At 49.6% G+C, this 25,584-nt stretch carries 31 protein-coding genes; 9 read left to right on the top strand and 22 right to left on the bottom strand.

What is annotated here, in order from left to right; genetic code table 11:
* The 6 genes from Q0Y65_RS13020 to Q0Y65_RS12995 all read left to right on the top strand — a co-directional run.
* The coding region (locus Q0Y65_RS13020) for a S4 domain-containing protein (protein ID WP_297960577.1) at window positions 1-253 on the top strand (253 nt) is incomplete at its 5' end.
* A gap of 66 nt (window positions 254-319) precedes the next feature.
* A complete protein-coding gene (locus Q0Y65_RS13015) occupies window positions 320-1,285 on the top strand; it encodes a DNA-directed RNA polymerase subunit alpha (RefSeq protein WP_019680123.1) in 966 nt (321 codons plus the stop codon).
* A 48-nt stretch (window positions 1,286-1,333) separates the two neighbouring features.
* Complete coding sequence (rplQ, locus tag Q0Y65_RS13010) at window positions 1,334-1,675, top strand: 50S ribosomal protein L17 (RefSeq protein WP_019680124.1); 342 nt, start codon at window positions 1,334-1,336, stop codon at window positions 1,673-1,675.
* A 171-nt stretch (window positions 1,676-1,846) separates the two neighbouring features.
* A complete protein-coding gene (locus Q0Y65_RS13005; RefSeq protein WP_297960573.1) occupies window positions 1,847-2,401 on the top strand; it encodes a hypothetical protein in 555 nt (184 codons plus the stop codon).
* Window positions 2,402-2,557: 156 nt separating this feature from the next.
* Window positions 2,558-3,082 carry a preprotein translocase subunit YajC gene (gene yajC, locus Q0Y65_RS13000; protein ID WP_297960570.1) on the top strand — a complete coding sequence of 175 codons (525 nt, stop codon included), beginning with the start codon at window positions 2,558-2,560 and terminating at the stop codon, window positions 3,080-3,082.
* A 51-nt stretch (window positions 3,083-3,133) separates the two neighbouring features.
* The gene (locus tag Q0Y65_RS12995) at window positions 3,134-3,535 is read left to right on the top strand and encodes a TIGR04086 family membrane protein (protein ID WP_297960567.1); all 402 of its coding nucleotides are present in this window, start codon (window positions 3,134-3,136) and stop codon (window positions 3,533-3,535) included.
* On the opposite strand, the gene Q0Y65_RS12990 is transcribed toward Q0Y65_RS12995, so the two are convergent.
* The 7 genes from Q0Y65_RS12990 to Q0Y65_RS12960 all read right to left on the bottom strand — a co-directional run bounded on the left by Q0Y65_RS12990 (window position 3,529) and on the right by Q0Y65_RS12960 (window position 11,152).
* Window positions 3,529-5,148 carry a S1C family serine protease gene (locus Q0Y65_RS12990; RefSeq protein WP_297960564.1) on the bottom strand — a complete coding sequence of 540 codons (1,620 nt, stop codon included), beginning with the start codon at window positions 5,146-5,148 and terminating at the stop codon, window positions 3,529-3,531. The two genes, Q0Y65_RS12995 and Q0Y65_RS12990, sit on opposite strands and share 7 nt — an antisense overlap.
* Before the next feature lie 3 nt (window positions 5,149-5,151).
* Entirely contained in the window at window positions 5,152-6,618 is a 1,467-nt protein-coding gene (locus Q0Y65_RS12985) for a cell wall metabolism sensor histidine kinase WalK (RefSeq protein ID WP_297960561.1), read from the bottom strand.
* A gap of 67 nt (window positions 6,619-6,685) precedes the next feature.
* Window positions 6,686-7,393, bottom strand: coding sequence for a response regulator transcription factor (locus Q0Y65_RS12980; protein WP_028519354.1), 708 nt, complete (start codon window positions 7,391-7,393; stop codon window positions 6,686-6,688).
* Window positions 7,394-7,493: 100 nt separating this feature from the next.
* Window positions 7,494-8,177, bottom strand: a complete 684-nt coding sequence (locus Q0Y65_RS12975) for a sporulation initiation factor Spo0A C-terminal domain-containing protein (RefSeq protein WP_297960557.1) — start codon at window positions 8,175-8,177, stop codon at window positions 7,494-7,496.
* Between the two features lie 74 nt (window positions 8,178-8,251).
* Complete coding sequence (locus Q0Y65_RS12970) at window positions 8,252-9,214, bottom strand: TIM44-like domain-containing protein (RefSeq protein WP_297960583.1); 963 nt, start codon at window positions 9,212-9,214, stop codon at window positions 8,252-8,254.
* A gap of 59 nt (window positions 9,215-9,273) precedes the next feature.
* Complete coding sequence (locus Q0Y65_RS12965) at window positions 9,274-10,179, bottom strand: Tim44-like domain-containing protein (protein ID WP_297960554.1); 906 nt, start codon at window positions 10,177-10,179, stop codon at window positions 9,274-9,276.
* 25 nt (window positions 10,180-10,204) lie between these two features.
* The gene (locus Q0Y65_RS12960; RefSeq protein WP_297960551.1) at window positions 10,205-11,152 is read right to left on the bottom strand and encodes a TIM44-like domain-containing protein; all 948 of its coding nucleotides are present in this window, start codon (window positions 11,150-11,152) and stop codon (window positions 10,205-10,207) included.
* A 276-nt stretch (window positions 11,153-11,428) separates the two neighbouring features.
* On the opposite strand from Q0Y65_RS12960, the gene Q0Y65_RS12955 reads away from it, so the two are divergent.
* From Q0Y65_RS12955 to Q0Y65_RS12945, 3 genes are all read left to right on the top strand, one after another.
* Window positions 11,429-14,077 carry a glycoside hydrolase family 9 protein gene (locus Q0Y65_RS12955; RefSeq protein WP_297960549.1) on the top strand — a complete coding sequence of 883 codons (2,649 nt, stop codon included), beginning with the start codon at window positions 11,429-11,431 and terminating at the stop codon, window positions 14,075-14,077.
* Between the two features lie 189 nt (window positions 14,078-14,266).
* Entirely contained in the window at window positions 14,267-14,578 is a 312-nt protein-coding gene (locus Q0Y65_RS12950) for a PadR family transcriptional regulator (protein ID WP_297960546.1), read from the top strand.
* A 1-nt stretch (window position 14,579) separates the two neighbouring features.
* Window positions 14,580-15,143 carry a DUF2812 domain-containing protein gene (locus Q0Y65_RS12945; protein ID WP_297960543.1) on the top strand — a complete coding sequence of 188 codons (564 nt, stop codon included), beginning with the start codon at window positions 14,580-14,582 and terminating at the stop codon, window positions 15,141-15,143.
* 46 nt (window positions 15,144-15,189) lie between these two features.
* Here the strand turns inward: Q0Y65_RS12945 and Q0Y65_RS12940 are convergent, their stop codons facing one another.
* The 15 genes from Q0Y65_RS12940 to Q0Y65_RS12870 form a co-directional block, all read right to left on the bottom strand.
* Window positions 15,190-15,363, bottom strand: a complete 174-nt coding sequence (locus tag Q0Y65_RS12940) for a hypothetical protein (RefSeq protein ID WP_297960540.1) — start codon at window positions 15,361-15,363, stop codon at window positions 15,190-15,192.
* A 31-nt stretch (window positions 15,364-15,394) separates the two neighbouring features.
* On the bottom strand, window positions 15,395-16,102 hold the full coding sequence (locus Q0Y65_RS12935) for a PspA/IM30 family protein (protein WP_297960537.1): 708 nt from the start codon (window positions 16,100-16,102) through the stop codon (window positions 15,395-15,397).
* A gap of 344 nt (window positions 16,103-16,446) precedes the next feature.
* Window positions 16,447-17,067: a hypothetical protein gene (locus Q0Y65_RS12930; protein WP_297960534.1), complete on the bottom strand. Its 621-nt coding sequence runs from the start codon at window positions 17,065-17,067 to the stop codon at window positions 16,447-16,449.
* A gap of 11 nt (window positions 17,068-17,078) precedes the next feature.
* On the bottom strand, window positions 17,079-18,365 hold the full coding sequence (gene purD, locus Q0Y65_RS12925; RefSeq protein WP_297960531.1) for a phosphoribosylamine--glycine ligase: 1,287 nt from the start codon (window positions 18,363-18,365) through the stop codon (window positions 17,079-17,081).
* Between the two features lie 22 nt (window positions 18,366-18,387).
* Complete coding sequence (locus tag Q0Y65_RS12920) at window positions 18,388-18,927, bottom strand: hypothetical protein (RefSeq protein WP_297960528.1); 540 nt, start codon at window positions 18,925-18,927, stop codon at window positions 18,388-18,390.
* Window positions 18,928-19,030: 103 nt separating this feature from the next.
* A complete protein-coding gene (locus tag Q0Y65_RS12915; protein ID WP_297960525.1) occupies window positions 19,031-19,537 on the bottom strand; it encodes a hypothetical protein in 507 nt (168 codons plus the stop codon).
* A 12-nt stretch (window positions 19,538-19,549) separates the two neighbouring features.
* The gene (locus Q0Y65_RS12910; RefSeq protein ID WP_297960522.1) at window positions 19,550-20,065 is read right to left on the bottom strand and encodes a hypothetical protein; all 516 of its coding nucleotides are present in this window, start codon (window positions 20,063-20,065) and stop codon (window positions 19,550-19,552) included.
* Between the two features lie 153 nt (window positions 20,066-20,218).
* On the bottom strand, window positions 20,219-20,761 hold the full coding sequence (locus tag Q0Y65_RS12905) for a hypothetical protein (RefSeq protein ID WP_297960519.1): 543 nt from the start codon (window positions 20,759-20,761) through the stop codon (window positions 20,219-20,221).
* Between the two features lie 57 nt (window positions 20,762-20,818).
* Complete coding sequence (locus Q0Y65_RS12900; protein WP_297960516.1) at window positions 20,819-22,000, bottom strand: phosphoribosylaminoimidazolecarboxamide formyltransferase; 1,182 nt, start codon at window positions 21,998-22,000, stop codon at window positions 20,819-20,821.
* A 33-nt stretch (window positions 22,001-22,033) separates the two neighbouring features.
* A complete protein-coding gene (locus tag Q0Y65_RS12895) occupies window positions 22,034-22,516 on the bottom strand; it encodes an HAD family hydrolase (protein ID WP_297960513.1) in 483 nt (160 codons plus the stop codon).
* A 24-nt stretch (window positions 22,517-22,540) separates the two neighbouring features.
* Window positions 22,541-23,254 carry an IMP cyclohydrolase gene (locus tag Q0Y65_RS12890; RefSeq protein ID WP_297960510.1) on the bottom strand — a complete coding sequence of 238 codons (714 nt, stop codon included), beginning with the start codon at window positions 23,252-23,254 and terminating at the stop codon, window positions 22,541-22,543.
* 35 nt (window positions 23,255-23,289) lie between these two features.
* Window positions 23,290-23,856, bottom strand: coding sequence for a putative ABC transporter permease (locus Q0Y65_RS12885; protein WP_297960507.1), 567 nt, complete (start codon window positions 23,854-23,856; stop codon window positions 23,290-23,292).
* 30 nt (window positions 23,857-23,886) lie between these two features.
* A complete protein-coding gene (locus Q0Y65_RS12880; protein WP_297960504.1) occupies window positions 23,887-24,471 on the bottom strand; it encodes a putative ABC transporter permease in 585 nt (194 codons plus the stop codon).
* A 4-nt stretch (window positions 24,472-24,475) separates the two neighbouring features.
* Entirely contained in the window at window positions 24,476-25,099 is a 624-nt protein-coding gene (gene purN / locus Q0Y65_RS12875; protein WP_297960500.1) for a phosphoribosylglycinamide formyltransferase, read from the bottom strand.
* Between the two features lie 16 nt (window positions 25,100-25,115).
* Window positions 25,116-25,583, bottom strand: coding sequence for a DUF3592 domain-containing protein (locus Q0Y65_RS12870; protein WP_297960497.1), 468 nt, complete (start codon window positions 25,581-25,583; stop codon window positions 25,116-25,118).
* Between the last annotated feature and the right edge of the window lies 1 nt (window position 25,584).

Genomic DNA, 25,584 nt, shown 5'->3' with positions numbered 1-25,584 from the left:
TACAGTAAACGGCAAGAAGGTAAACATTCCTTCCTATAGAGTTAAGGTTGGCGACGTTATCGCCCTCAGAGAAAAGGACAGAACTTCCGAGAAGTTCAAGGCTACAGTAGAGGAGACCAAGGACAGACTGGTTCCCGTATGGCTCACAGCTAACAAGGATGACTTCTCTGCTACAGTAAATCGTCTTCCCTCAGCTGAGGATATTGACTACGAGGTAGCTACTCACCTCATCGTCGAGCTGTACTCCAAGTAATCGGATCGATATACTTGAAGCGTCAGTATTCGAAATCAACATTAATTGCGAAATAGGAGGGTTTTTATGCTGGAAAAAATTAATAAGCCTGATATTGAGATCGTCGAGCTTAAAAGTGACGGCAAATACGGCAAATTCGTTTTAGCACCGCTGGAGCGTGGATACGGTATTACACTTGGAAACAGCCTCAGACGTGTGCTGCTCTCCTCACTTCCGGGTGTGGCTGTAACATCTGTAAAGCTTTCGGGCAAGGATGGTACAGTACACCATGAGTTGTCAACTATTCCTGGCGTTAAGGAAGACGTTACGGAAATAATCCTCAGTATAAAAGGACTGACGGCTAAGCTCTACGGAGAAGGCCCCAAGACAGTATATATAGAGGCAGAGGGCGAGTGCGAGATCACAGCCGGCGATATCAAGACCGACTCTGAGGTGAATATCCTCGATCCCGGTATGCATATCGCTACACTGGGCAAGGATGCAAAGCTCTATATGGAGATCACCATCGACAGAGGAAGAGGCTACGTTTCAGCAGAAAGAAACAAGAAGCAGATCAACCTCCCCGTTGACGTTATCGCCGTTGACAGCATCTATACTCCTGTTCTCAAGGTAAATTATACCGTAGAGGATACACGACTCGGTCAGGTCACCGACTATGATAAGCTTACCATGGAGGTATGGACAGACGGTACCATCTCCGCTAAGGAAGCATTATCACAGGCAGCCAATCTCCTCAACGAGCATCTGAAGCTGTTCATCGACCTCTCGGAAGAGGCCGGACTGGCTGAGGTCCTTGTTGAAAAGGATGAGAAGGGTAAGGAAAAAATCCTTGAGATGACCATTGAGGATCTTGACTTATCTGTACGTTCCTTCAATTGTCTGAAGCGTGCAGGTATCAATACCGTAGATGACTTGATCAATAAGTCTGAGGAAGAAATGATGAAGGTTAGAAACCTTGGAAAGAAGTCCTTCGACGAGGTCAAGGAAAAGCTCCAGTCACTGGGCTTTGACCTCTCCTCCGAAGAGGAATAAACCATAAAACGTGCGTACAGCGCACCACTATAAAAAGGAGTGAATACAATGCCGGGTACAAGAAAACTGGGCAGAACATCTGATCATAGAAAGGCTATGCTCAGAGGCATGGTTACTTTCCTGCTTGAGAACGGTCAGATCGAAACAACCGTTACAAGAGCTAAGGAAGTTCGTGCAGTTGCAGAAAAAATGATCACTATCGGTAAAAATGATGATCTGCACTCCAAGCGTCAGGTGTTCTCTTACATCACAAAGGAGTCCGTTGCTAAGAAGCTTATCGACGAGATCGCTCCCAAGTATGCAGAGAGAAACGGTGGTTACACACAGATCGTTAAGATCGGTCCCCGCCGCGGCGACGCTGCTGAAATGGCTATCATCAAGCTCGTTTGATCGCAGATATAACAACAAAGGCCGTTCCCGCAAAGGGAGCGGCTCTTTTTTGTTTTAGTAAATAATAAACATTGAGAAATAGGTTATTATAGTATTTACAAAATCAAATGCATGTGATATAATATTCCCAAAAGTAGATATATATCTACATTAAAAATGGGGGGAAGAAAAATGAAAAGAACGATTAAAGAAAAAAAGGTGTTAAAAAAATTAGGAATTCCAGATTTCAGACATATGACCAAAGATAAAATTATAAAATTTGCTACAATGTTACCTTACATGGATCCACTTGTTGCCAAAGCGGCTTTAGAGCAATTTCCAGAGTTTAAGGATATGGCTTGTAACATTATTTTTCAGTTTAAGGAATCTATGGATACAGCTTTACAACACAATGATAAGAGCCAAGATGAGTTTTATCTAACGTGTAATAGAATAATAGACTCCCTAGAAAAAGAACTTGAAAAGGAAAACATTTCATCAGAAGAACGAGATAGAATTGAAGATAAAATGATAATGATTGCAAAGATGAAGGGTGAGAAAGACACGGAAAACAAAAAATTCATATCAAGAATTCTGTTAGGAGGAGCGGGGCTGGCGACTTTCTTTGGTGTAGCAGCAGCATCATTGTTAGGAGGTAATTCACAAGCAAGTGTTAATGAAAATGACATGATAGAAGATGATGAGGATAGTAAAGGTGAAATAAACGACGATATAATTGATGTGTAATTATATAAGAGCCGTTCCCGTAATGGGAGCGGCTCTTTTTTGCGATATGCCTATAAAAAATGCGGAAAATCGGTAAAAAAGTACTTGCAAAACTTACCAAGATGTGATATAATATCCATTGTATGAATTACAATCCCAAACGATAGGAGAAATATCATGAACAAGAAGATAATAACCTCTCTTGCCGCAGCAGCTTCTACAATGGCTGTGGCAGGTTCTACAGCTCTCAATGCCTTCGCAGAGGGCGAGGCATCAGGTTCGGCAAACGGACAGCAGCCCGGCGGAATGAGCCTGCTTTCAATGCCCCTTATGCTCATAATCATGTTCGTGCTGCTCTACTTCATGGCCATCAGACCTCAGAAGAAGCGCGACAAGGAGCTCAAGGAGATGCAGGAAAGCCTTCAGGTAGGCGATGAGATCGTTACAGGCGGCGGTATCGTTGGTATCGTTGTAAGCGTCGGCGAGGATACGGTAGTTATCGAGACAGGCGGCGCAAAGCACAAGCTCAGGATCAAGAACTGGGCTATCACCGAGAATGTCTCAGCTGCCGAGCGTATCAAGGAAGCCAAGGCAGCAGGCAAGAAGTCAGCTTCAGTTGCCTCCGCAGCCGTTGTTGACGACGACGATGACGATAAGAAGTCAAAGAAAAAGAACAAGAAAAAAGAGGACGAAGAAGAATAATGTCCGTTACCTCCGCATAGGATTGTTTAGATCCTGCAGCGGAGGTTTTTTATGCGCAAACACAGAAAAAGCCTGTGGGCAAGGCCTGTGCTGAGCACGGCTGCGGCGGTCTGCTGCGGACTTGCCTGCACCGCGGCTGCCGCCGTACTGTCCGCAGTCATCGTTTACTATGTAATGAAGGATATGGGGCTCATATCCGCTTTTTCAGGCTTTTCCCTCGGGGCAGGAGCCTGCACGGGGGCTTATATTTACGGCAAATACCGCAGGCGGAAGGGACTGCTTGGCGGCACTCTCTGCGGCGTACTGATGTACGCTGTTATCGCCGCGGCGGGCATTATTGTCCTCGGGGAGCCTGCGGGCATAAAAAAGCTCCTCCTGCTGGCCTTTTGCGGCGGTGCAGGAGGAGTTGCGGGCGTAAACTCAAAACGCCCGAAAGATCTTATGGATCAGTAGTTGCCCGAGGTGTCTTCCATGAGCTTGAATTCGATCTTGTAGTAGTTTACCTTGCCGTCCTTATCAACGTGGGCGCAGGTGGCAGGTACCTTGTCCCCTGCCTCGAACTGGCTGCTTACGGTGTCGTAGAGCTCGTCGTAGGTGCTGACGGTCTTGCCGTTGATCTCGGTGATGAAGTCGCCCACCTTCAGATCGGTGTTGGCGATATCGCATTCCTTGTCGATATATTCGATGTAGACGCCCTTGAAGTCGTCGGGGAGCTCATAGCCCAGCCTTTCCTCGATAGTGGCCACCTTGGCCTCGGTACTCATGTCTATGAGCTGAATGCCTATCCTGAAGCGGCCTGCCACGAAGCCGTTCTTTACCAGCTCCTCGATAACGGGGTAGGCCTCGTTGATGGTAATGGCAAAGCCCAGACCCTCCAGGTCGTTGCTGACGTATTTGGAGGAGGTTATGCCTATAACCTGACCGTACATATTGACCAGAGCGCCGCCGGAGTTGCCGGGGCTTATCTCGGCATTGGTCTGTATGCAGTCCATCTCGAAGCCTGTGGAATCGCTTCTTATCTTACGGTTGACGGCGGAAACTATGCCGTCGGTAACGGTGCTGGCAAGATTTGCAGGGTTTCCTATGGCGATGACCTGCTCGCCAACAACGGCCTCGTCGGAGTCTCCGAGAGTTGCGGGAGTAAGTCCCTCGGCATTGACCTTGATAACGGCGATATCGGTCTTTGCGTCCCTGCCGATTATCTTGGCGTCATAGTAATCGCCGTCCATGGTCTCTATCCTGTGGTAGCCCTCAGCCTCGAGAACGTGGGCGTTTGTGACGATATATCCGTCCTCGTTGAGGACTATGCCCGAGCCTGTTCCCAGAGGGCGCTTTGCGGTATATCCCGCATAGTCAGCGTAGGTGTATATCTTCACGATAGAAGGTCTTACCAGTGCGGCAGCTCCCTCGGGAGTATACTTGCCGTTGGCGTCCTTGTAGTTCTTCTCGTCGTTTGCACCCTTGGGCTTGGGCTCCTTGTAGAGCACCACAGCCTGCTGAGGACCTATCTTGTCCACGATCTTATCGCTTTTGACGATATCGTGGACTATGCCGAATACTGCAAGGCCTCCTGCTATGAGAACAAGGGCAGTGAACAGTATCTTTATTGCGGACTCGCTTTTAGTCCTGCGCTTTTCGGTCTCGCGGAGCTGCATTTCCGCGGAATTGCGCTCAAGCTCCTCAAAGCCGATGGGCTCGTACATGAACCTGTCGTATACAGGACGGCGGGGCTGGTCGTAGTTCTGCTGCTGACGGTAGTAGCCCGACTGCTGCTGACCGCTGCCGTAGCCCTGTCCGTAGCCGTTTGACTGACCGTAGCTGCCTGACTGCTGCCCGTAGCCGTTCTGCGGGCGGGAATAGCCGCCTGTGCTCTGTCCGTAGCTGTTTGACCGGCTGTAGCCGCTCTGAGACTGTCCGTAGCCTGCGGACTGATTGTAGCCGCCTGTATTCTGTTCCGCGGCCTCCATACCGGAGCTGCCCGCTGTGCTTTCCGGGGCGGGCTTTTCATGCTTTGGCACATAGGGCTGCTGAGAGCCGCTGCCGTAGAAATAATTGTTATCGTCCATTGATTATCCTTTCTTCTTGGGCTGTTTCTCGGGTATCTGTATGAGAAACTCCGTGTATTCTCCGTACACGCTCTTAACAACGATATGACCGTGATGGAGATGAACTATCTTTCTTGATATGGCAAGTCCCAGACCCAGGCCCGTGGTATCCTTGCCGCGTGATGAATCGGTCTTGTAGAACCTGTCGAATACCTGTGATATCTCGTCGTTCTTCAGGCCCTCGCCCGTATTCTTAATGCCTATGGTGCATATACCGTTTACGGAACGCTCAAAGCGGAAGGAGAGAGTTCCACCGGTATTTATGAACTTTACTGCGTTCTCAACCAGATTATAGACCACCTGCTGTATCAGGTCGGGATCCACCTCTGCGGACATACGGTCGCTTCCCAGGCCTTCAACCTCCAGATTCTTGTCCTCTATCTTCTTTTCAAACATGAGAACGGTCTGGATAACTATTTCCGTCAGGTTTACGTCGCGGAAATTGGGGCGGAGGGTACCTGTCTCAAAGCGTGACATATTCAGCATTGATGAGATGAGTATGCGCAGTCGCTTTATCTCCTTTGATACCAGCACCAGATACTCGTTCTGGCGGGTCTTGGGTATAGTGCCGTCAAGTATGCCGTCCACGAAGCCGCCTATGGTGGTGATAGGCGTTCTCAGCTCGTGTGATACATTGGCGATAAAGGTCTTGCTGGTCTCCTCGCTCTTTGCAACGTCTGCCGCAACGGCATTGACGTAGTCCGCTATCTCGGGAGTGGTATTGGGAACGTCAGTGGGTATCTTCTCCGAGAAGTCCCGCTTTGCATACATCTCGCTGATGCGTCTGAACTCGTTCTCATATGCAGAGAGCTTGTTGAAGCGTCTTCTTATGAGCATGAACTGCGCCAGCAGGCTGAGCAGACAGAAAAGGGTGTAGAACACAGCCACCTTTATGGAAAATGAGTTTATGCTGTTGGACTTGGCGTAGACCTTCGCGAACATACGGGAGGGGAGAATGTCGTTCTCGCCCTTCAGGAAGAAGCAGCTGCCGTAGAGCATATATGGCTCGTTTTCAGAGATATCGCTGCCCTCGATGTCAAGGAAGTCCTTGCGGCTCAACCTTTCTATTTCAGAGACAGACATCTTTGAGCTGTTCTTTATGACGTCCTTGGGATTGGATTTGTAATCCGCATCGGAGAGCACGCAGTTGCCGTTCTCATCGTAGATGTATATCATCAGGTGATACTTAGTGGAGAACTTCTTATGCAGGTTCTTGATGGACTCGGAACGGGTATCCCTGGTCTCTGCATAGTTGTCCTTCATACAGCTTATGAACAGATCGCCTATGGACTGCAGCTCGTCAAGCTTTGTGGATTTGTATGCCGCGGTACTGGCGGTCACCAGTATTACTCCGATGACGATATTGACAGAGAAAAGTATGATGCAGATATATATGAAAAGCTTGTCGTATGAGCTTTTTTTGGATTTCAAGTGTTATCACCTCAATACAAAATAAGGGGACTGAGCGTCCCCTTTATGCTTTGAAGTTAATGAGAGCTTATTCCTCTTCTTCCGCTTCAAACTTGTAGCCGACGCCCCATACCGTCTTGAGGGTCCACTTATCGGAAACGCCCTCCAGCTTTTCGCGGAGTCGCTTGATATGAACGTCAATGGTCCTGGAGTCGCCGTAGTACTCGAAGCCCCAGACCTCGTCGAGAAGCTGATCGCGGGTATAAACTCTGTTGGGATTGGAAGCAAGGTAGTAGAGAAGCTCAAGCTCCTTGGGGGGAGTATCGATATTCTTGCCGTTGACCTTCAGCTCATAGCTGTCCATATTGACAGAGAGCTTGTCATAGTGTACCTCCTTGGACTCGGGCTCTGCCATGCCTGTTCCAACGCGGCGTGTAACGGCGTTGATACGGGCGATGACCTCCTTTGCGTCGAAGGGCTTTACTATGTAATCGTCGGCGCCCAGCTCAAGGCCAATTACCTTGTCGATGGTCTCGCCCTTGGCGGTTATCATGATGATCGGAACGTTTGAGATCTTTCTGATCTCGCGGCATACCTGCCAGCCGTCCTTTCCGGGGAGCATTATATCGAGCAGCACCATATCGGGGCTGAGAGCTTTGAATTTAACGACAGCGTCGTCGCCGTCATGACAGAGAAGAACGCTGTAGCCGTCCTTTTCAAGATAGAGTCGTAAAAGATCGCAGATATTCTTGTCGTCATCAACTATAAGTACCTTTGGATTTTTTTCGTTGGCCATTGTTTTAATACCTTCCTTCCGTATTAAACATTATATTAAGTTAATTATACCGCAAAGAGCAGAAAATGTCAATCGTAATCCGTTATTTTTGTATACTTTTTTACAGTCTCGAAAACATATCGAGAACTGCGCAGATAAGCTCTGTATTCGTGGGCTTTTCGGCAAGTCTGCCCTCGGTCAGCCTGCTGAGCGAGCCGTTTTCCGCCGCCTGTGAGCCGAGGTTGCGCAGGGCTCTTTCCACAAGCGAGCCCGAGGTGGAGAACTCCGCTGCGGTCTCCTCGTAGATACCGCTCATGCCGCCCCACAGTCTTTCAGGCTCATTCATGCACAGCTCAGAGGCCTTTGCCAGATAGCGGAAGCCGCTGAGGCGGCGGGGGAGCCCCATGTCCTCCAGGAACATCTCTATACTTCCCGCAGTATCTGCGCAGAGCGTGAGGCAGGACATTATCCTGCGGCATATATCCTCCACAGAGCAGGGCATGACAAATACCCTTGCAGCTCCCGCCCGTCTGAAGTCTGCGCGGAGAGCTGCCGACGGTGAATAAAGCCCTACGAATACGGCCTTTCCGCTTTCTGCCGCCTGACGCACGAAGTCCAGCAGCCTGCTGTCGGAGCAGAAGGTAAAGAGCAGTATCCCCTGATAATCCTCTGCGGCGCATCTGCGCATTATATTCTGCATGGCAGGACGGCAGCAGTCGGCCGACAAGCCCATATTCACTGTTTTCTGCGCGATTATCCTGCCGAGAGGGGCAGAGCTGTCGCATATAAGAAGATGCTTCCCCATCATATCCTCCTGTAATAAAGGCTCCCGACGGTGCGGGAGCCTGTGTCGGCGGCTGATACGTTTCATGCCGGGATTCAGCGCTTCCAGATATTGTCCTCGTCCCTGGTGACAGGGTATATGTTCATGCCTGTAAGTATCCAGTCAAAGTGATCTGTGCCGAGGACAGCGCCGCAGTACGGACACTCGGCCGACTGGTTGATATCCACCTTTGCACCGCAGCCGGGGCAGGTATGGACGGTAAGTCCCACGGAATCCGCGGTCTTTACGCCCGTTGTCCTTGTAAGCGTCCATTCATAGGTCATGAACTTCTCTCTGGTATTGCTGCCGCGGACGATAGCGCCTGTAACGTCGTCCTTGATGAAGTTCACCATTCTTGTCCTGAGCTGTGCTATTATGATATCCTTGCCGCCGTCCTGACGCCAGCCTAAAAGTGTGGTGCCGAGTACCGAGGGACGCTGGATATAGTTTGTCTGGCCTGCCTTGGTGAGCTGTTCCAGCTCGCGTTTCATCTGGGCGTAGAAGGCGTCGGTCATATAGGGACGGAGCCCTGATATATCCTTTGCCTGCCAGTTGTCCTGAAGACGGATATACAGATTGGAGAGCTTTTCCTTGAAGTCTGCGGGGGAGAAGCCGCTGTCCACTGTAAGGTATTCGCTTATGGGACGGAGCTTGTTTGCGTCGTCCTTCATCTTTACGGGTTCCGGCTCGGGTTCGGGCTTTGGCTTGCGGTGGTAGTTGATGGCGTTCCTGATAGAGTCGCGCAGTGACGACAGAGCCACGCCTATGATTATGACTATTATAGCCGCAAGTATGGCCAGCAGCCAGAACTTCATCTCGCTTTTTGAGTTGAAAAAGGTGCATCCGTCGCAGTCGAAGCAGCCGTCAAGGCCGTTGCTGTCCGATGAGCCCTCGTAATGGGCGGCGGTTGTTCTTTCCTCAACCTCCCATTCGCTGTCGTAGCTGAAGTCCTCGTCGCCTGCAACGTTTCCGAAGTCCAGCGCCCTTGTTTTCAGCGGCACTATTATGATACCCAGCACCAATATATAAGCGGAATGATCCTGAACAGTTTCTTCATATTTTCACCCTGTTATGTCGGTCAGATAGTTTTCTGTGATATGCCCTTGATGCCGCTGACAGCCCAGTCAAAGCTGTCGGTGTGGAGCACTGAGCCGCAGTATTCGCATACTGCCGAGTGGTTTATATCCACATTTGCGCCGCAGTACGGGCAGGTCTGGGAGGTAGTTCCCGTGGAGCGGCTGGTGGTTACGCCTGTAGTTCTTATCAGCGACCACTCGTAGGTCATGAACTTTTCCTTCATATTGCTGCCGCGGACGATAGCTCCAGTGCGGTCGTCCCTGACGTAGTCAACTATCCTTGTATTGAGCCTTGCCACCATGACATCGAAGCCGTTTTCCTGCTTCCAGCCCAGAAGCTCTGTGCTGAGGACAGCTATGCGCTCGATACAGTTGGTCTGGCAGTTCCTGCGGTAGTTATCCAGCTGTCTGTCCATCTGCGAGTAGAAGGCGTCGGTCATGTAGGGACGGAGAGGTACGAGATCCTTGGCCTGCCACTGATTCTGGAAGCGCACATAGAGATTTGAGAGCTTCTCCTTGAATTCGGAGGGCGAGAAGCTCGGATCCACCTGCATATACTGGTTTATGGGACGCAGGCTGGTGCGTATGTCGTAGTTAAGCTGCTGAGGCCCATGAGATGATCCTTTCTTGGAGGATTTGCTTCCTCCTATCGTAACAACGAAAATCAGTATGATAACTATGAGAACAATATCGAAAAGACCTCCGCCGGAGCTGCTTCCGCTTCCTGAATAGCTGCTGTCGCTGTCCCAGCCTCCGCTGTCCCAGCTGTCACCGCCGCTGTCCCAGCCTCCGCCGTAGTCGGAGTCGCCAGAGAAGTCGCCGAAATCCAGCGCCCTTACCTTCATAGGTACTATAATAAGTCCGAGTATCAATACGATCACGGGAATGATCCTGAATAGTTTTTTCATAAGTCTCCCCCTTTAGATTTACGGTTTAAAGTGTTTTCTGTGATATGCCCCTGATGTTGCTTATGACCCAGTCGAAGCTGTCGGTGATGAGAGTTGAGCCGCAGTATTCGCATACCGCCGACTGGTTCATGCTTATTTTTGCGCCGCAGTGCGGGCAGATATGGTCGGCCGCGCCCCGCTGCGGAGAATCCGCCTTCTTTACCAGAGTCCAGCCGTAGGTCATGATCTTCTGCTTTGTATCGCTGCCGCGTATTATCCTGTCTGAGTAATCGTCCTTTACATAGTCGGTTATCCTTGTTTTAAGGCGGGCTACCATGACATCGAACCCGTTTTCACTGTAATAACCCATGAGATCTACGCTGATGACGTAAATATCGTCAATGTAGTTGGTCTGACGTTTCATGCGGTAAGAGCTGAGCTGGGTGTCCATCTGCGAGAAGAAAGGAGCGGTGAAGTATGGCCTCAGTGAAGATATATTCTTGCGCTGCCATTCATGCTGACAGCGTACATACAGATCCGCCAGCTTTTTCTTGAACTCTACCTCCGAGAATTCGGGGTGAGCCGTTGTATATTCGGTGACGGATCTCAGCTGACGGCCGCCAGTCAGATCACGGTTGGCGCTGTTCTCCTGACTGCGCTGTCTGCGTTTTTTGTCCATTGCATTATTTATCACATAGATTATAATGACTGAACCCCAGCCTATGCCTAAAACAATAAAAAGAACGTGCAGATCCGCTGTGTCTAACTCGACGGCATCGCTGTTGCTGCGATAGCTTCCGCTGTCACTGTCCCAGTCGCTTCCGCCGCTGTCCCAGCCTCCGCTGTCCCAGCCGCCGCTGTCCCAGCTGTCGTCGCTGCCGTAGTCGGAGTCTCCCGAGAAGTCGCCGAAGTCCAGCGCCCGTGCCTTTACAGGTATTATAATAAGCCTCATTATCATAAGGATAACGGGGACTATTCTTGCCAGTCTTTTCATATGATCCATCCCTATATCATCATTGTCTACATTATAACATATTTCGCCTGATTTGTCATATAAGACAGCGTTGTCACTTTGTACAAAAATGAGGACTTTGTTTTGGCTATTGCTATGAATTCACCGCTGCAATAACGTAATAAGGCCGTATATCAGCTGTCCGACACTTGACAATCATGCCTTTATATGGCATAATTTAATATGTATAGCTATGGTATACTCGTGAGGAAGCTCCGTCCTTTACGGAGCAATAAAAAATGAGAGGAGAGTTTTACTATGCTGAAAAAACTGACAGGCGGTATAATGGCCGCCGTCCTTCTTGCTTCCTCGGCTGTTTCGGCACTGCCCGCAGGCATGATGAGCACTGCAACGGCTGCGGACGGCAAGTTCAATTATGCGGACGCCCTTGACAAGTCGCTGTACTTCTATGAGGTGCAGCAGGCAGGACCTCTGCCCGACTGGAACCGTGTTGAGTGGAGAACAGATGCCACTATGCAGGATCCCGTTCTCGGCGGATGGTATGACGCAGGCGACCACGTAAAGTTCAATCTGCCTATGGCTTATTCAGCTTCTATGCTGGCATGGGGACTTTATCAGTATCCTGACGGTGTTGAAAAGGCAGGATTGAAAACAACATACGAGAACAATCTGGAATTCGTTCTGGACTATTTGGTTGACTGCGACAAGGGCACAGAGGTAGTTTATCAGGTAGGTATCGGTAAGCACGACCACACATGGTGGGGTCCCGTAGAGCTGCTTGAATACGGTATGGAGGACAATTCCCATTCTATCGCAGAGGCTCGTGCGGCTCTGAAGGGATCAAAGGGTTGCTGTGCAGTTATCGGTGAAATGGCTGCGGCTCTGGCATCGGGTGCAGCTGCACTTGACGGAACTATCTCAGCTTCAAAGAAGGCTGATTACATCAAGCACGCAGACAGTATGTATGAGCTTGCCAAGTCATCTCCCAACGATGACGTATACAACGAGAGCGACGCACAGGGCTTCTATATGTCACACCACTGCTACGACCAGCTCTTCTACGCTGCAAACTGGCTGTATATCGCAACAGGCGACGATAAGTACCTTGCAGATGCAAAGAGTTTTATCCCCAATCTGGATAAAATGCGCGGTGAGGGCGACGTTATAGCCTACGGCTGGGGCCACTGCTGGGACGATAACCTTCAGGGTGCTATGCTGCTCTACGCTATAAATACAAATGATGCTGACGCTATCAAGCACGTCAAGAAGCACTGCGACCGCTGGGTAAACGGCGAAGAAGCAAAGAAAATCCCCGGCGGACTCCGCTGGCTTGACGGCTGGGGCTGCCTCAGATATGCTAACGCAGCAGCTTTCATCGCAACAGTTGCAGGTGATACAGTCCTCAAGTCAGAGGCTGCAACTTATGCAGATTTCGCAGAGACTCAGGTAAATTACTCACTCGGCGATAACGCTGACAAGCGCAGCTATCTGATAGGATTCGGTGATAACTATCCTCAGAATCCCCACCACCGTACATCTCACGGCTCATGGAAGAACTCGGTATATGATCCTTCCTACTCCCGTCATATCCTCTATGGTGCTCTCGTGGGAGGCCCCAACCAGGACGGCTCGTACAAGGACAGCCGTGACGACTTCATCAACAACGAGGTTGCAACAGACTATAACGCAGGCTTTACAGCTATGCTCTGTAAGATGCTCGACAAGTACGGCGGAACAAAGGATCCTTCATTCCCTCAGCCTGAAAAGCACGACACCCCCGAGTTCTACGTTGAGGTACTCTCAAAGGGCAGCGACGCCAGCGGACAGACAGTCAGCTTCAAGATGACAAACCACTCCGCATGGCCTGCAAGAGTTCAGGACAATCTTTCATTCAGATACTTCATGGACCTCAGCGAGGTCATCGCAGCAGGCAAGAAGCCTGAGGATCTGGTTATCCGCTGCGACCGTGACCAGGCAGCAATGTACTCAAACAAGGGCTATAAGGCTGCCGAGATCTCAAAGCCTATCCAGTACAGCGGCAATATCTACTACATCGAGGTCACATTCCCCGATGGCCGTGTTGTTCTTCCTATCTCTGAAGGACAGCAGCAGTGTGAGGAGCTCATCGCATTCGTAATGCCCGATTACGGCAGCGGCTGGGATTCATCAAACGACTTCTCCGCAAAGGCACTGGGCAAGACCACAACAGGCGCAGACGGCTCTTCAAAGGGCGTTATGTCACCCTATGTTCCCGTATACATCAACGGCAAGCTCTATTACGGTGAGGAGCCCGACGGAACAAAGGCTGACGGCATGGGCGGCACAGGCAGCGATACGCCCAAGACCACAACAACTACAACAACTACTACATCAAATACTACTACCACTACTACAACATCAGAGACTACAACTGCTACCACAACGACGACTGCTCCTAAGGTTACAAAAATGCCTTACAACGCTGAGGGTAATGCTTATGGTGACGTAAATGAAGACGGTGTTGTCGATAACGCTGATATTGAGCTCCTTGAAAACCACTTGAATGATAAGGAGAAATATCCTCTTACAGATCAGGGCGCGAAAAACGCTAATGTTTCTACTACAGGCGCCTTAATCCTTAATGAAGCGGATTTACTAACCCTCCAGAGGTATCTTGACGGTATTGTCACAAAGCTTCCTCAGTATGCGGGTGCATCAAATATCGTTTACGGCGATACCAACTGCGATACCAAGATAGAGCTGGCAGACGCCATACTCATCATGCAGGCACTTGCTAACCCCAATAAGTACGGTGTAGGCGGTACAGCTGACAAGCCCCTGACAGCTCAGGGTAAGCTCAACGGCGACGTTGACCAGTCCGTAAAGGGACTTACTTCAAACGATGCCCTCCGCATACAGGAGTATCTGCTCCACAAGATCGCAAGTCTCGATCCCACAAAGGCATAATAAAGCGAAAGCTCCCCGATAAGGGGAGCTTTTTTATGCTATGCACAGAAAATAAAGTCAGTTATTGTGCATTGTGCCAAATTCGGAAAATGGTATTGACAAGTATATCGCAGTGTGATATACTTATATCACAGTCAGATGTATCGCACTTCGATACATCAAGGCGCAATATACATCGGGGAGGTTTTTATGACAGACAGATTGAAACGTGTCTACATACCCATGTCGGAAACTGCCTTTTATATACTGTTCTGCCTTCGCGAGGAAATGCACGGCTACAGTATAACCCAGAAGGTAAAGGAGATGACCGACGGGGAAGTGGTCATAACCGCAGGTACTATGTACGGAAGCCTGTCAAAAATGGAAAAGGACGGGCTAATAAGCTTTATACGCGAGGAGGATAAGCGCAAGCTCTACAGGATAACGGAGCTGGGAAACGAGATACTGGATATCGAGATCGCACGTATCAAGCGCTTATACCGCAATATAGGAGGGATCTGAAATGAGTGACAATGCAAGACTGACTACACATAAGCTGTTCCTGCTTCCTGATTACGAAAAGGAGGGGGAGTACTTGACAAAAATGCACGGCGCAGGCTGGAAGCTTGAAAGAGTAGCGGGTTTTTCTCAGCATTTTGTGAAATGCGAGCCCGAGAACGTGGTATATAAGCTGGATTACGCTAAAAACAACGCCAATTATCCCGAATACATAAGGATGTTTTCGGATTACGGCTGGGAGCACTGCGGCAGAGTCATGGGCTTTGATTATTTCCGCAGGAACGCCGACGGGCTCTCGGAAGAAGAGCTGGAGATATTCAGCGATCCCCAGTCGAAGCTGAACATGATGAAAAGAGTGATACTCACGCGAATGACTCCGCTGCTCATCATATTCTTCATGATAATCATACCCAATATATACCTGTTTGCCGTTAATTCCATGCGCTTTCACAATCCTGCGTTCACTGTGATGTCAGTAACATACCTGTTCCTGTTTGTATTGTATATTTCGATATTCATATACTGCATCAGGGGATTCAGGAAGCTTAAAAAGAAGTACACCGAATAGAAACAAGAGCTCCGAAGCAATGTGTTCCGGAGCTCTTTGTCGTTATTCAGATACCGCAATCCTCATATTCCTTCCACTTTTCGTAGTAGAGCTTGTTGCTCCAGCTGCGGAAGAGGATATATGTTACGGAAACTATAGCCAGAAATATCGCGCACAGTACGGGCAGCGAATCCCTTAGCATTTTTCTTGCGGGGTATATATCGTTTTTTCTGCGGCTCATAATAAAAATCCTTTGCTTTGAATTGCCGATATCACTCAGCGTCCTGAGCAGGAGCGCCTCCGTTCATTTCAGCCATAAGTCTCTGGAGCTCTGCGTCCACCTTAGCGTCCGATTCCAGCTTCTCGAATGAATCTCTCAGATCGTCGCCGCTGCCGCCTGCAAGGTTATTGCCTGCGATCTCGGTAAAAGCGTCTGCCTCGGCCTCCTTGCGCTCGATCTTCTCCTCCATCTTCTGGAACTTTTCCAGTGAGGAATTGCCGTCGAAGCCGCCTGCTGCCTTAGCCAGGTTCTTCTTTGTATCAGCCATCTGAGAACGTGCGATGAGCATAGCCTGACGGCTCTTTGCTTCTTCCAGCTTGGCTCTGAGCACCTCTACCTGATCGCCGATAGCGTCGGTCTGTGCAGAGATGGACTCGTACATTTCCTTATAATTTGAAAGATCCTCATCAGCCTTGACCTTTCTTGCCAGAGCCTGCTTAGCCAGCTCCTGATCGCCCTGAGAGAGAGCCATCTTAGCCTTGGCTTCCCAGTCGGAAGAGATCTTCTGAGCCTCCAGGTACTTCTTCTCGGCGAGGCGCTCGCTTGCCTTGGCCTTGCCGTAATTCTGAGTAGCCTTTGTGAGCTCTGTCTGCATATCGATGATGATCTGCTTGACCATCTTCTCGGGATCCTCAGCCCTGTCGATAAGGTCGTTTACATTTGACTTGAGAAGGTCGCTTAATCTCTGAAATACACCCATTTTCATAATCCTCCTGTTTCATGTAAGAATGTGTTCGGGCACACCCCTTGTGCCACGATTTAATTATATGGCACAGGGTATGAGATGTCAAGGGATTTCCCCTCAATTTCATCTGATTTTCATTAATGGAGAGCCTTTGTGAACGCATTATTACAAAATTATTCCCCAGTGATTTGCGGAATGTTAACGGCGCTTCCGGGCAGCCTGATGTGCGGGGGAGGCGTTGACAACAGGAGCGGGGAGAACTCCTTATATACTATTTTAACTTAAAACGGATGGCTTGTCAATATTTTTTAGTGAAAAAGCGGTGCGTAACAGAAAAGCTCCCATGTGGGAGCTTTTTCTTATTCATCAAAGAATGTACTTTTGTATTCCGCTACACGGGCGCGGTCGCCGTGGCAGTCCACCTCAATCTCCTCACGCTTTATGAGCCGCATGATTAAGAAGAACATCAGCGCATAGGCTATTCCGTTTACCATGATGCTGAAGTATATACGGAGTCCCAGTATATTTCCCAGCATACCTGCAAAGATTATAGCCGCGCATATTATCACCGACCGTTCAAGAGGCTTCTTGTCGGTCTCCAGCTGGAGGAAGGTGAGACATACGAATCCCGAAACTGCTGCATGAGCTATTGCAAGGGCGAGAGAGTAAGGCTTGTAGAAAGAAAACTTATAGGAATTGAGTTCAAGTATCATCATTACTGATTCAAGCACGATGTACAGTGTGAAGCAGAGCTTCATGAGATTTCTGAACCTTATTGATGAGGCTATCAGCCAGTCGCCCCATATCAGCAGGGCGAAGCCGCCGAATTCACAGCCATATGCAATGAGCTCAAGTATCTTGGATACAGCCGAGCCGTCCTCAAAGGTCGCGTAATAGATCAGACAGACCACGCTGAATAAAAGGAACAGCAGGTTGCCGATCATACAGGCTTTCAGCCCTTTGTATAGCCTTTCATGCATAAAAAGTCTCCTTAACCGAGAGCCTTCAGAGCTCTCTGTCCGATATCTTTTCTGTAGTGAGCGCCCTCGAAGCTTATCTTCGATACGCCCTCATATGCCTTATCCAGTGCAGCCTGAAGGTCATCGCCCTTTGCTGTGACGCCGATGACTCTTCCGCCGTTGGTGAGGAAGTCTCCGTTATCGCCGAGCTTGGTGCCTGCGTGATACACGAAGCAGCCCTCCACCTGGCCCTTGTCGTCAAAGCCGTTCATCTTTATGCCCTTGGGGTAGCTTTCGGGATAGCCGCCGCTGGCCATTACTACGCAGGCGCAGCTGCCCTTATGCCACTTGATATCCACCTTGTCGAGCTGGTGGTTGTATATGGCCTCGAATATCTCGTAGAGGTCTGCGTCCAGCATGGGGAGCACAACCTGTGTCTCGGGATCGCCGAAGCGGCAGTTGTACTCGATCACCTTGGGACCCTTGGGAGTTATCATGAGTCCGAAGTAGAGGCAGCCCTCGAAGGTGCGTCCCTCTGCGTTCATGGCGTTCATAGTGGGTATGAAGATCTTATCCATGCACTCCTTGGCGATATCCTCGGTATAGCAGGGATTGGGGGAGATAGTTCCCATACCGCCTGTGTTGAGGCCCTTGTCGCCGTCCAGAGCACGCTTGTGATCCATTGAGGATATCATGGGCACCATAGTTTTGCCGTCTGTGAAGCTAAGCACGGATACCTCGGGGCCTGTGAGGAACTCCTCTATAACTATTCTTGCTGAGCTCTTGCCGAACTTCAGTTCGTCTATCATCTCATGTACGGCTGCAACAGCTTCCTCCTCGTTCTGGGCGATGATAACGCCCTTGCCCAGAGCAAGACCGTCTGCCTTGATGACTGCGGGGTAGCTGTTCTGCTGCTTCAGATAGGCTATAGCCTTGTCTGACTCGGTGAACACCTCATAGAATGCTGTGGGTATGTTATACTTCTTCATGAGCTCCTTTGAGAAGACCTTGGAGCCCTCTATTATAGCGGCATTTGCCTTGGGGCCGAAGGTCATGAAGCCCTCTGCCTGTAAGGCGTCCACCATTCCAAGTACCAGCGGATCGTCGGGAGCGACAACTACCATATCGGGTCTGAGCTCCTTTGCAAGAGCAACAACGCCTTCAACATCTGTAGCGCCTACGCTGAAGCACTCTGCATATTTTGATATGCCGCCGTTTCCGGGAGTGCAGTAGAGCTTGCCCACCTTGGGGCTCTCCGCAAGCTTCATGATGATGGCGTGTTCACGGCCGCCGCCGCCTACTACTAATACATTTTTCATTTGGAAATTCCTCCTGATATATTTAAGATAAAGTGTTTTCCGAGTTATTGTCTGTATCGTTCAACGGCGGATAGATATTCTTTTCAGTGCCGTTGTACATTTCTATGGCTCCGCAGCAGTAGAGTATTATTGTTGCAGCGGAGGAAAACAATCCCGTAACAACATACGAACGGCTCAATGTGGATAAGAGATAGTACTCATGCTGAGATGCTGTCATGCCTATTATCAGATTTGCCGCTACAGAGATGACCGATGAAAGCAGCGTAAAGGCTGCCGTAAGTATAATAGTTAACAGTCCGCGCTGTTTCTGCATATCCTTTTTGCTGAGATTGTAAAATGCAAGTATGCATTTCGGCAGAAGTGTGATGAGATGCGAAATTACTGATATTATTATTGTAATGCCGGAAAGCTTTTCGTCCTTCAGAACATCGCTGTTAAACATCATGCGTAAAGGCCTTTGCAGTGGTTCACAGCAGAATAACAGCGTATCCAGCAGGAAAGTGATGATGAAAAATATAAATGCCAGACGAAAAGCAGTATTTATACTGCTCCTTTTTTCCATTTTAGTATTCTCCTTATGCAGTTATTACCAAGTCTTTTTTCTCTGCCGACTGCTAATACGTTTTTATTGGGATGATCTTACTGTATGTTGATTATCTGAACTTTCAGGCGCTTTTATCAAGCTCTTTCTTCCTTGAGCCGCCGAAGTGCTCCACAGCCGCACAGCTGAACACCATGACGGCGGAAGCGTGGATAAGGAAGTCGGTCAGTGACAGCATGGAGTTAAGGGAAGAGAACATAGCAAGAATGTCGCTTCCGTAATAATTTCCTGCCACAGAATAAAGCACACCTCTGACGAGTATGAAGCCCAGCAGATAAACGAGATAGGAGACGCCTGCGGCTATAAAGGTGTTTCTGCTTCGTTTTGCCGACATATCTGTCTTCACATAGTTCACCCCTGCGATTATGCCGATAGGGACTGTGGATAGCACGGAAGCGATTATGAGAAACATCTTTATTTTTGCGGGGATAACAGCTTCCCTGCTGTCAGCGGTGATGTGAAAGAATGACAGATGATTGTTTGTTATAAAGAACAGATCAATAGCAAGTTTAGTGGCGCAGCATAATGCGGCGATGAAAAGTGTGATCCTTAGTGCGTTTGGTTTCTGCATTTGTTCAGCTCCTTATTTGTATTTAAGATGTTTAACATGGCGGTCCTCGTCTATTCCCAATGCGGCTGCGGTGCACACCAGCACCAGAGCGCCTACGAGAAGTACTGCAAAGAAGAATGTTATATACTCCGTGCGCTGTATCAGCCAGCATTCGGAGGTATGTTCAGTCAGTGAGGAGTGGGATATAAGGAGAGCAAAGACGTGCTCGGCTATAAAAGCTCCCACCCACAGGGCAGGTGCGGCCTTCAGTGTGCGTCTGCACCGCTTTGCCGAAAAGGCCCAGCCCGTGCAGCTGCATATGTATATGATGAATGGCAGCCATACTACAGGGGTAAGGCAGAGAAGTATCTTGCATTTGCCCGATATGGCCATATCCGGATGCGACTGACCGAAGCTTTCGCTTGCAAGCGCGTTGAAAACAGTTCCCGAAAGGATATAGGCGAGTATCGCAGCTGTTATATATATGACGCAGAAAAGAGCTGCGGTGATATACAGCTTTTTCAAGGATATTGAATGGTAGCTGCTCATAAGGTCCCTCCCGATACGGATAATATAACAGAATGTTGAATAATAACTTATCTATACTAATATAGTATAGCATATTGTTGCGAATAATGCAAGTGGATTATTGCGGTATGTACGGGAAAAAATGATATGCAGACTATCATCACAGGTCTGTTGTCAGGTCAGTTTCAGCCCGCTGAGCAGATCAGCTATCTTTACGTCAACGTATCCGAAATTGGTGCTCTCGGCGTATACGCAGAGGTATCCTCCGTCGATATCGGCATAGTAGGTCCTGGCGCGGGTATACTCGTCCACGGCCCATTCGTAGTAACAGAAGCTTAGCTTTGCCGTGGCAAGGCTGCCTTTTGAGAGCACGGCCTCGCTGTTCTGTGAATCGACTGTCTCTTCGGCTGACTTCCCGCCGTGGTCGGACATATCGGTATATACGCTTATTCCGCAGGTAATTATATCCTTGTCGGTTATCATGCGCAGGTCGCAGGTGTCGTTATCGCTGCTCCTGTATTTCCAGAGCCTCGGCTCTGCATAGAGGGTGAAGCCCTCTCCGCTGTAGTTTCCGCTGTCGTACTGAGTGTCGTCGCGGCTTATGGTTGATAACACCGCCGAGGACGGACTCTGCGAGGAGTTTTTTTCCGAAGTGCAGCCGCACAGGCAGCTAAGCGCAGCTGCTGCCGCAAGGACGGCGAATAAATGCTTTTTCATATTTCTCTCCATAGCATAAGGCTGCGGCCAGAGTATGACCGCAGCCGCTGTGTATTATCAGTGGTGGAACAGACGGATGCCTGTGAATGCCATAGCTATGTTGTACTTGTTGCAGGTCTCGATAACGTTGTCGTCGCGTATCGAGCCGCCGGGCTCTGCGATGTATTCAACGCCCGATTTCTTAGCTCTCTCGATGTTGTCGCCGAAGGGGAAGAACGCGTCTGAGCCCAGGCATACGCCTGTATTCTTTGCCAGCCAAGCCTTCTTTTCCTCCCGTGTGAATACAGCGGGCTTTACCTTGAAGATACGCTGCCACTCGCCCTCGCGGAGAACGTCCTCATACTCGTCGCCGATATATACGTCGATAGCGTTGTCGCGGTCTGCGCGGCGGATATCGTCAACGAACTGGAGTCCCATTACCTGGGGCGACTGTCTCAGCCACCAGTTATCGGCCTTCTGGCCTGCAAGTCTTGTGCAGTGGATACGGGACTGCTGTCCTGCGCCGATACCGATAGCCTGTCCGTCCTTGACGTAGCAAACGGAATTGGACTGTGTATACTTCAGTGTGATAAGAGAGATGAGGAGGTCGTCCTTCTTGTCGTCGGGGATATTCTTATTTTCCGTAACTACGTTTGCAAGGAGCTCGCGGTTGATATCAAGCTCATTGCGTCCCTGCTCGAAGGATACGCCGTAAACCTGCTTTGTCTCGATGGGAGCGGGCTTGTAGTTCTCGTCCATTTTTAGTATGCAGTAAGTGCCCTTTCTCTTGGACTTGAGTATCTCAAGAGCCTCGGGATCGTAGTCGGGAGCGATAACGCCGTCGGATACCTCGCGCTGTATCATCTTTGCGGTACATACGTCCACCTTGTCGGAAAGAGCGATGAAATCGCCGTAAGAGGACATTCTGTCAGCGCCTCTTGCTCTTGCGTAAGCGCTTGCAAGGGGAGTGAGCTCGCCCAGATCGTCCACCCAGTAGATCTTCTTCAGGTCGTCTGAGAGAGGTCTGCCGATAGCAGCGCCTGCGGGTGAAACGTGCTTGAATGAAGTAGCTGCGCACATACCTGTTGCAGCCTTCAGCTCCTTTACCAGCTGCCAGCCGTTGAAGGCGTCAAGAAGGTTGATATAGCCGGGCTTGCCGCAGAGCACCTCGATAGGGAGCTCGCTGCCGTCAGCCATGTAAACTCTTGAAGGCTTCTGATTGGGGTTACAGCCGTATTTTAACTGCATTTCATTTGACATTTTTCATGTCCTCCTTATATTAATTCATTATTCTTATGTCTTTTGATTTGCCTGATTGACTTTTCTTATCCTTTCAAGCTCCCTGCGGATATTGTTTACCCAGTCCGTATCATCGTTGGAGATACGGTACACGCGAAAGCCGTTGGCGATACCGTTTTCATAGACGGACTTTTCGTCATCAACGTGAAGGTCTATGCGGTAGGCAGCAGGGGATTTCGACGGGAAATTCGCCCTGCCCCTTGCCACTTCTTTTTCGTGGCGGACGGCGTTGACGATGCTGTCTATCCTTATGCCGTAGTGCCTGAAGATACCGTTGATATAGCGCTCCGTTCTGTTGGAGGTGGTATATATCCACAGCTCGGTATCAGAGTTGTTTATCTCCTTGAGGAGCTCAACAGCACCCTTTCTGAGCTTGTCCTTGTATATTTTGTTATACGGGAATTTAAGCTCAGGTTCAATTGGAACTTCCGCAGGATTAACGAAAAGAGTTTCATCAAGATCAAATGATATTTTCATGGCCATTAAGCCTGAATGGCTTTATTACTTGTTCTTGTTTACGATACGAGTCTCCTCGGCGTTTGTTTCAAGGTCAACGTAGCGAACAAAGAGAGATACCTTGTTGTCAGCGTTGAGATTGTTCCAGAGCATATCCGTGAACTGGTCGATATTTCCGCTTATGCCCACCAGCTTGGGCTCGCCCTCAAAGCTGGGCAGGGGAGAACCGTCGCCCATGTAGGTGTGTATGAAGTGTCCCTCGCCTGCAAGGGGATTTGTGTAGCTGAATGTGTATCTCTGACATGAGTCGGGATTGCCGTTTGCGCTCTTGAGGATAGACATTGCATAGTTGAAGCCCTCCTCGCCGAAGCGGAGTATACCCGAGATACGGGGTGTGAAGTTGGGAGCGTCGTCCTCGAACTCTCTTGTGCGGAGAGCCTGCTCGAAGGTGTACTGCTTGTCCATGAGCTCGTAGATAGTATCGGTCTGGTCGCCGTTGGTAACGATGAGCTTGTTGCCGAGAACTCTTACGGGAGCATAGATGATAAGGTGGGGATCGGTGAGCTTGGAAGGATCGAAGGCCTCTGTGCGTATGCCTCTGCCCTCCTCGATGAATACTCTGTTGCGGCTGTTCTCGCTTCTGCCCATGATGAAGTAAGCGGTAACGGCGTACTTTCCGCAGTCGGACTTACCGATCACGATACCTCTTCCGGGGTAAGCGTTGGAGCTGAGCTCCTGTGCAAGATCAAGCTTTTTCATAATAAAAACTCCTTTCGGATAATAGTATGTGTGTATCAGTACCTTAATATCAGTGTGAGGGTGAAGTCCGTCACAACTGTCACAAGGGCTGCAATGGTTATGATATTAAGCGTTTTTGGCTTCGGTTTTGCAAGAAGCCAATTGAAGAAGGGCTGGACAAAATACATGAACAGCAGTCCGCCCATGCCGAATCTCAGCGAAGGGGACAGGGCTATCCTTGCCTGAAAGTTGATATCATAGTCCGCATAGGTATCCCACGGCCAGCCTCCTGTGAAGTATTCAAGGATATATGTTCCTGCAAGCTCCACAGCAGTCGCAATGGCCATTGAGCCGAAGAATATGATGAATGGACGGGATATCTGCAAGGGAAGCCCACCTTCCTTTTTCAGGAAGCGTCCGAAGAACAGCAGGAACAGCAGCGCTCCCACCGCGTATATGGGACAGTACGGCCCGAACATTATTCCCAGATTGGTAAAGCCCCATTTATAGACAACTACCTCCAGGAAGACCTCGTATATCCAGCCGAGTATGGCATACATCCAGAAGCAGAGAAACAGCTTCTGAACGGTTTGTTTTTCCAATAATTCCTTTATCTTGTTCATAGTATTGTTTCGTTTACTGCCGCAGCCGTATCATTGAGCCAGCTTAGGCGTGTACCCCAGTGCATTTGTCAGTATAAAGTCGGTAACAACTATCACCAGCACGATGACGGCGATGATGTTGATGGTCTTCTTTGTCGGCTTTGAGAGAAGCCAATTGTAGAATGGCTGTACTATGTACATGAACAGCAGTCCGCCCAGTCCGAAGCGGATGGATGTGCTGAGAGCTATACGCGCCTGGAAGTTGTACTTGTACCGCGCATAGGTCTGCCACGGCCATGAGCCGCTGGTGTATTCCAGTATGTAGGAAGCGGCCAGCTCCACGGCGGTAGCCACAGCCATACAGCCAAGGAATATCAGAAAAGGCTTTACGATGTTCAGCCATTTAACGTCTTTTTTCTTCATGAGACGGCTGAAGCAAAGCAGGAACAGCATTGCTCCCACGCCGTATATGGGCAGATACGGGCCGAAGAGCTCGCCCCTGTTGTGGAAGCCCCAGCGGTAGACCACTACCTCCAGGAACACCTCGTATATCCAGCCCAGCAGAGCGTACATCCAGAAGCAGAGAAACAGCTTCTGAACGGTCTGCTTTTCAAATAATTCCTTTATCTTAGCCATGGTGTCATTTTACATAGGCCTTGCCGTCTTTTATCTCTATCCTGTCCTGACAGAACAGGGATACAGCCTCGGGAAGTATCTTCCACTCGGCCTGTTCCATGATACGTTTCTGCAAGGTCTCGGGAGTATCGCCGTTTTCCACGGGGACAGCCTTCTGTAATATTATGGGGCCGCCGTCACACTCCTCGGTAACAAAATGCACCGTTGCTCCCGAGAGCTTTACTCCCGCCGCCAGAGCCGCCTCGTGAACGTGAAGTCCGTAGAAGCCCTTTCCGCAGAAGCTGGGTATCAGTGCAGGGTGAACGTTCATCATTTTGTAGGGGAACGCCTTTACCACCTGCTGGTCGAGTATGGTCATGAAGCCCGCATATACCACAAGGTCAGCCTTTTCCTCGATGAGAGCGTCGGTGACTGCCTTTGTGTAGGACGCTATATCGGCGTACTCCTTGCGGGGGATAACGCGGCTCTTTATGCCGTTCTGCGCTGCTCTTTCAAGAGCGTAAACGCCTTCCTTTGAAGAGATAACGCAGGTTATCCTGCCTTCCTTGATGATGCCCGACTTTTCGGCGTCGATAAGCGCCTGTAGATTAGTGCCGCCGCCCGAGACGAGAACGACTATGTTTTTCATGAGTTATGCCTCCTGTTTACAATGTGGACAGTGCGAAGATGAACAGTAAAGCTGCAATTATTCCGCCTATGAGCAGGAAACGGGTATAGTCCCTTGTGAGGTCGTCCTCGCGGCCTGCAAAATAGAAGAACATGGGATCCTTCGGATCGTAGCATATGAGTTCTTCGCTGCCTATGTCGTAGCGCTTTTTGGTGTCCTGGACGGTATAGGCTGAGGTCACCACCCTGCCCTCCTCGGTGGTATAGCTGAGAATGGGGTAGACGTGCTTGCCTTTGTCCTTTTCAAAATAGTCCTTGACCGTACCGTATACGGTTATATTGCGTTTCAGGCTCTTTTTTACGGATATTATGTGCCAGCAGAAAATAACTGCCATGAGCACATATATCAGTACCAGCCCGAAAAGCAGGCGGCCGATGCGGTAGGAATAGCCCACGATGAACATTGAAACTGCCGCCCATGCAAGATCTATAGGTTTAACTTTCATA

The organism is uncultured Ruminococcus sp. (assembly GCF_947301925.1).
GTDB lineage: Bacteria > Bacillota > Clostridia > Oscillospirales > Ruminococcaceae > Ruminococcus.
This window is presented reverse-complemented; position numbering and strand designations above follow the sequence as displayed.

What these genes read in the sequence shown, in the direction of transcription:
- Q0Y65_RS13015 (WP_019680123.1), top strand. Translation starts at nt 320, where the DNA reads ATGCTGGAAAAAATTAATAAGCCTGATATTGAGATCGTCGAGCTTAAA.
- rplQ (WP_019680124.1), top strand. Translation starts at nt 1,334, where the DNA reads ATGCCGGGTACAAGAAAACTGGGCAGAACATCTGATCATAGAAAGGCT.
- Q0Y65_RS13005 (WP_297960573.1), top strand. Translation starts at nt 1,847, where the DNA reads ATGAAAAGAACGATTAAAGAAAAAAAGGTGTTAAAAAAATTAGGAATT.
- yajC (WP_297960570.1), top strand. Translation starts at nt 2,558, where the DNA reads ATGAACAAGAAGATAATAACCTCTCTTGCCGCAGCAGCTTCTACAATG.
- Q0Y65_RS12995 (WP_297960567.1), top strand. Translation starts at nt 3,134, where the DNA reads ATGCGCAAACACAGAAAAAGCCTGTGGGCAAGGCCTGTGCTGAGCACG.
- Q0Y65_RS12990 (WP_297960564.1), bottom strand. Translation starts at nt 5,148, where the DNA reads ATGGACGATAACAATTATTTCTACGGCAGCGGCTCTCAGCAGCCCTAT.
- Q0Y65_RS12980 (WP_028519354.1), bottom strand. Translation starts at nt 7,393, where the DNA reads ATGGCCAACGAAAAAAATCCAAAGGTACTTATAGTTGATGACGACAAG.
- Q0Y65_RS12975 (WP_297960557.1), bottom strand. Translation starts at nt 8,177, where the DNA reads ATGGGGAAGCATCTTCTTATATGCGACAGCTCTGCCCCTCTCGGCAGG.
- Q0Y65_RS12965 (WP_297960554.1), bottom strand. Translation starts at nt 10,179, where the DNA reads ATGAAAAAACTATTCAGGATCATTCCCGTGATCGTATTGATACTCGGA.
- Q0Y65_RS12960 (WP_297960551.1), bottom strand. Translation starts at nt 11,152, where the DNA reads ATGAAAAGACTGGCAAGAATAGTCCCCGTTATCCTTATGATAATGAGG.
- Q0Y65_RS12955 (WP_297960549.1), top strand. Translation starts at nt 11,429, where the DNA reads ATGCTGAAAAAACTGACAGGCGGTATAATGGCCGCCGTCCTTCTTGCT.
- Q0Y65_RS12950 (WP_297960546.1), top strand. Translation starts at nt 14,267, where the DNA reads ATGACAGACAGATTGAAACGTGTCTACATACCCATGTCGGAAACTGCC.
- Q0Y65_RS12945 (WP_297960543.1), top strand. Translation starts at nt 14,580, where the DNA reads ATGAGTGACAATGCAAGACTGACTACACATAAGCTGTTCCTGCTTCCT.
- Q0Y65_RS12940 (WP_297960540.1), bottom strand. Translation starts at nt 15,363, where the DNA reads ATGAGCCGCAGAAAAAACGATATATACCCCGCAAGAAAAATGCTAAGG.
- Q0Y65_RS12935 (WP_297960537.1), bottom strand. Translation starts at nt 16,102, where the DNA reads ATGGGTGTATTTCAGAGATTAAGCGACCTTCTCAAGTCAAATGTAAAC.
- Q0Y65_RS12930 (WP_297960534.1), bottom strand. Translation starts at nt 17,067, where the DNA reads ATGCATGAAAGGCTATACAAAGGGCTGAAAGCCTGTATGATCGGCAAC.
- purD (WP_297960531.1), bottom strand. Translation starts at nt 18,365, where the DNA reads ATGAAAAATGTATTAGTAGTAGGCGGCGGCGGCCGTGAACACGCCATC.
- Q0Y65_RS12920 (WP_297960528.1), bottom strand. Translation starts at nt 18,927, where the DNA reads ATGGAAAAAAGGAGCAGTATAAATACTGCTTTTCGTCTGGCATTTATA.
- Q0Y65_RS12915 (WP_297960525.1), bottom strand. Translation starts at nt 19,537, where the DNA reads ATGCAGAAACCAAACGCACTAAGGATCACACTTTTCATCGCCGCATTA.
- Q0Y65_RS12910 (WP_297960522.1), bottom strand. Translation starts at nt 20,065, where the DNA reads ATGAGCAGCTACCATTCAATATCCTTGAAAAAGCTGTATATCACCGCA.
- Q0Y65_RS12905 (WP_297960519.1), bottom strand. Translation starts at nt 20,761, where the DNA reads ATGAAAAAGCATTTATTCGCCGTCCTTGCGGCAGCAGCTGCGCTTAGC.
- Q0Y65_RS12900 (WP_297960516.1), bottom strand. Translation starts at nt 22,000, where the DNA reads ATGTCAAATGAAATGCAGTTAAAATACGGCTGTAACCCCAATCAGAAG.
- Q0Y65_RS12895 (WP_297960513.1), bottom strand. Translation starts at nt 22,516, where the DNA reads ATGAAAATATCATTTGATCTTGATGAAACTCTTTTCGTTAATCCTGCG.
- Q0Y65_RS12890 (WP_297960510.1), bottom strand. Translation starts at nt 23,254, where the DNA reads ATGAAAAAGCTTGATCTTGCACAGGAGCTCAGCTCCAACGCTTACCCC.
- Q0Y65_RS12885 (WP_297960507.1), bottom strand. Translation starts at nt 23,856, where the DNA reads ATGAACAAGATAAAGGAATTATTGGAAAAACAAACCGTTCAGAAGCTG.
- Q0Y65_RS12880 (WP_297960504.1), bottom strand. Translation starts at nt 24,471, where the DNA reads ATGGCTAAGATAAAGGAATTATTTGAAAAGCAGACCGTTCAGAAGCTG.
- purN (WP_297960500.1), bottom strand. Translation starts at nt 25,099, where the DNA reads ATGAAAAACATAGTCGTTCTCGTCTCGGGCGGCGGCACTAATCTACAG.
- Q0Y65_RS12870 (WP_297960497.1), bottom strand. Translation starts at nt 25,583, where the DNA reads ATGAAAGTTAAACCTATAGATCTTGCATGGGCGGCAGTTTCAATGTTC.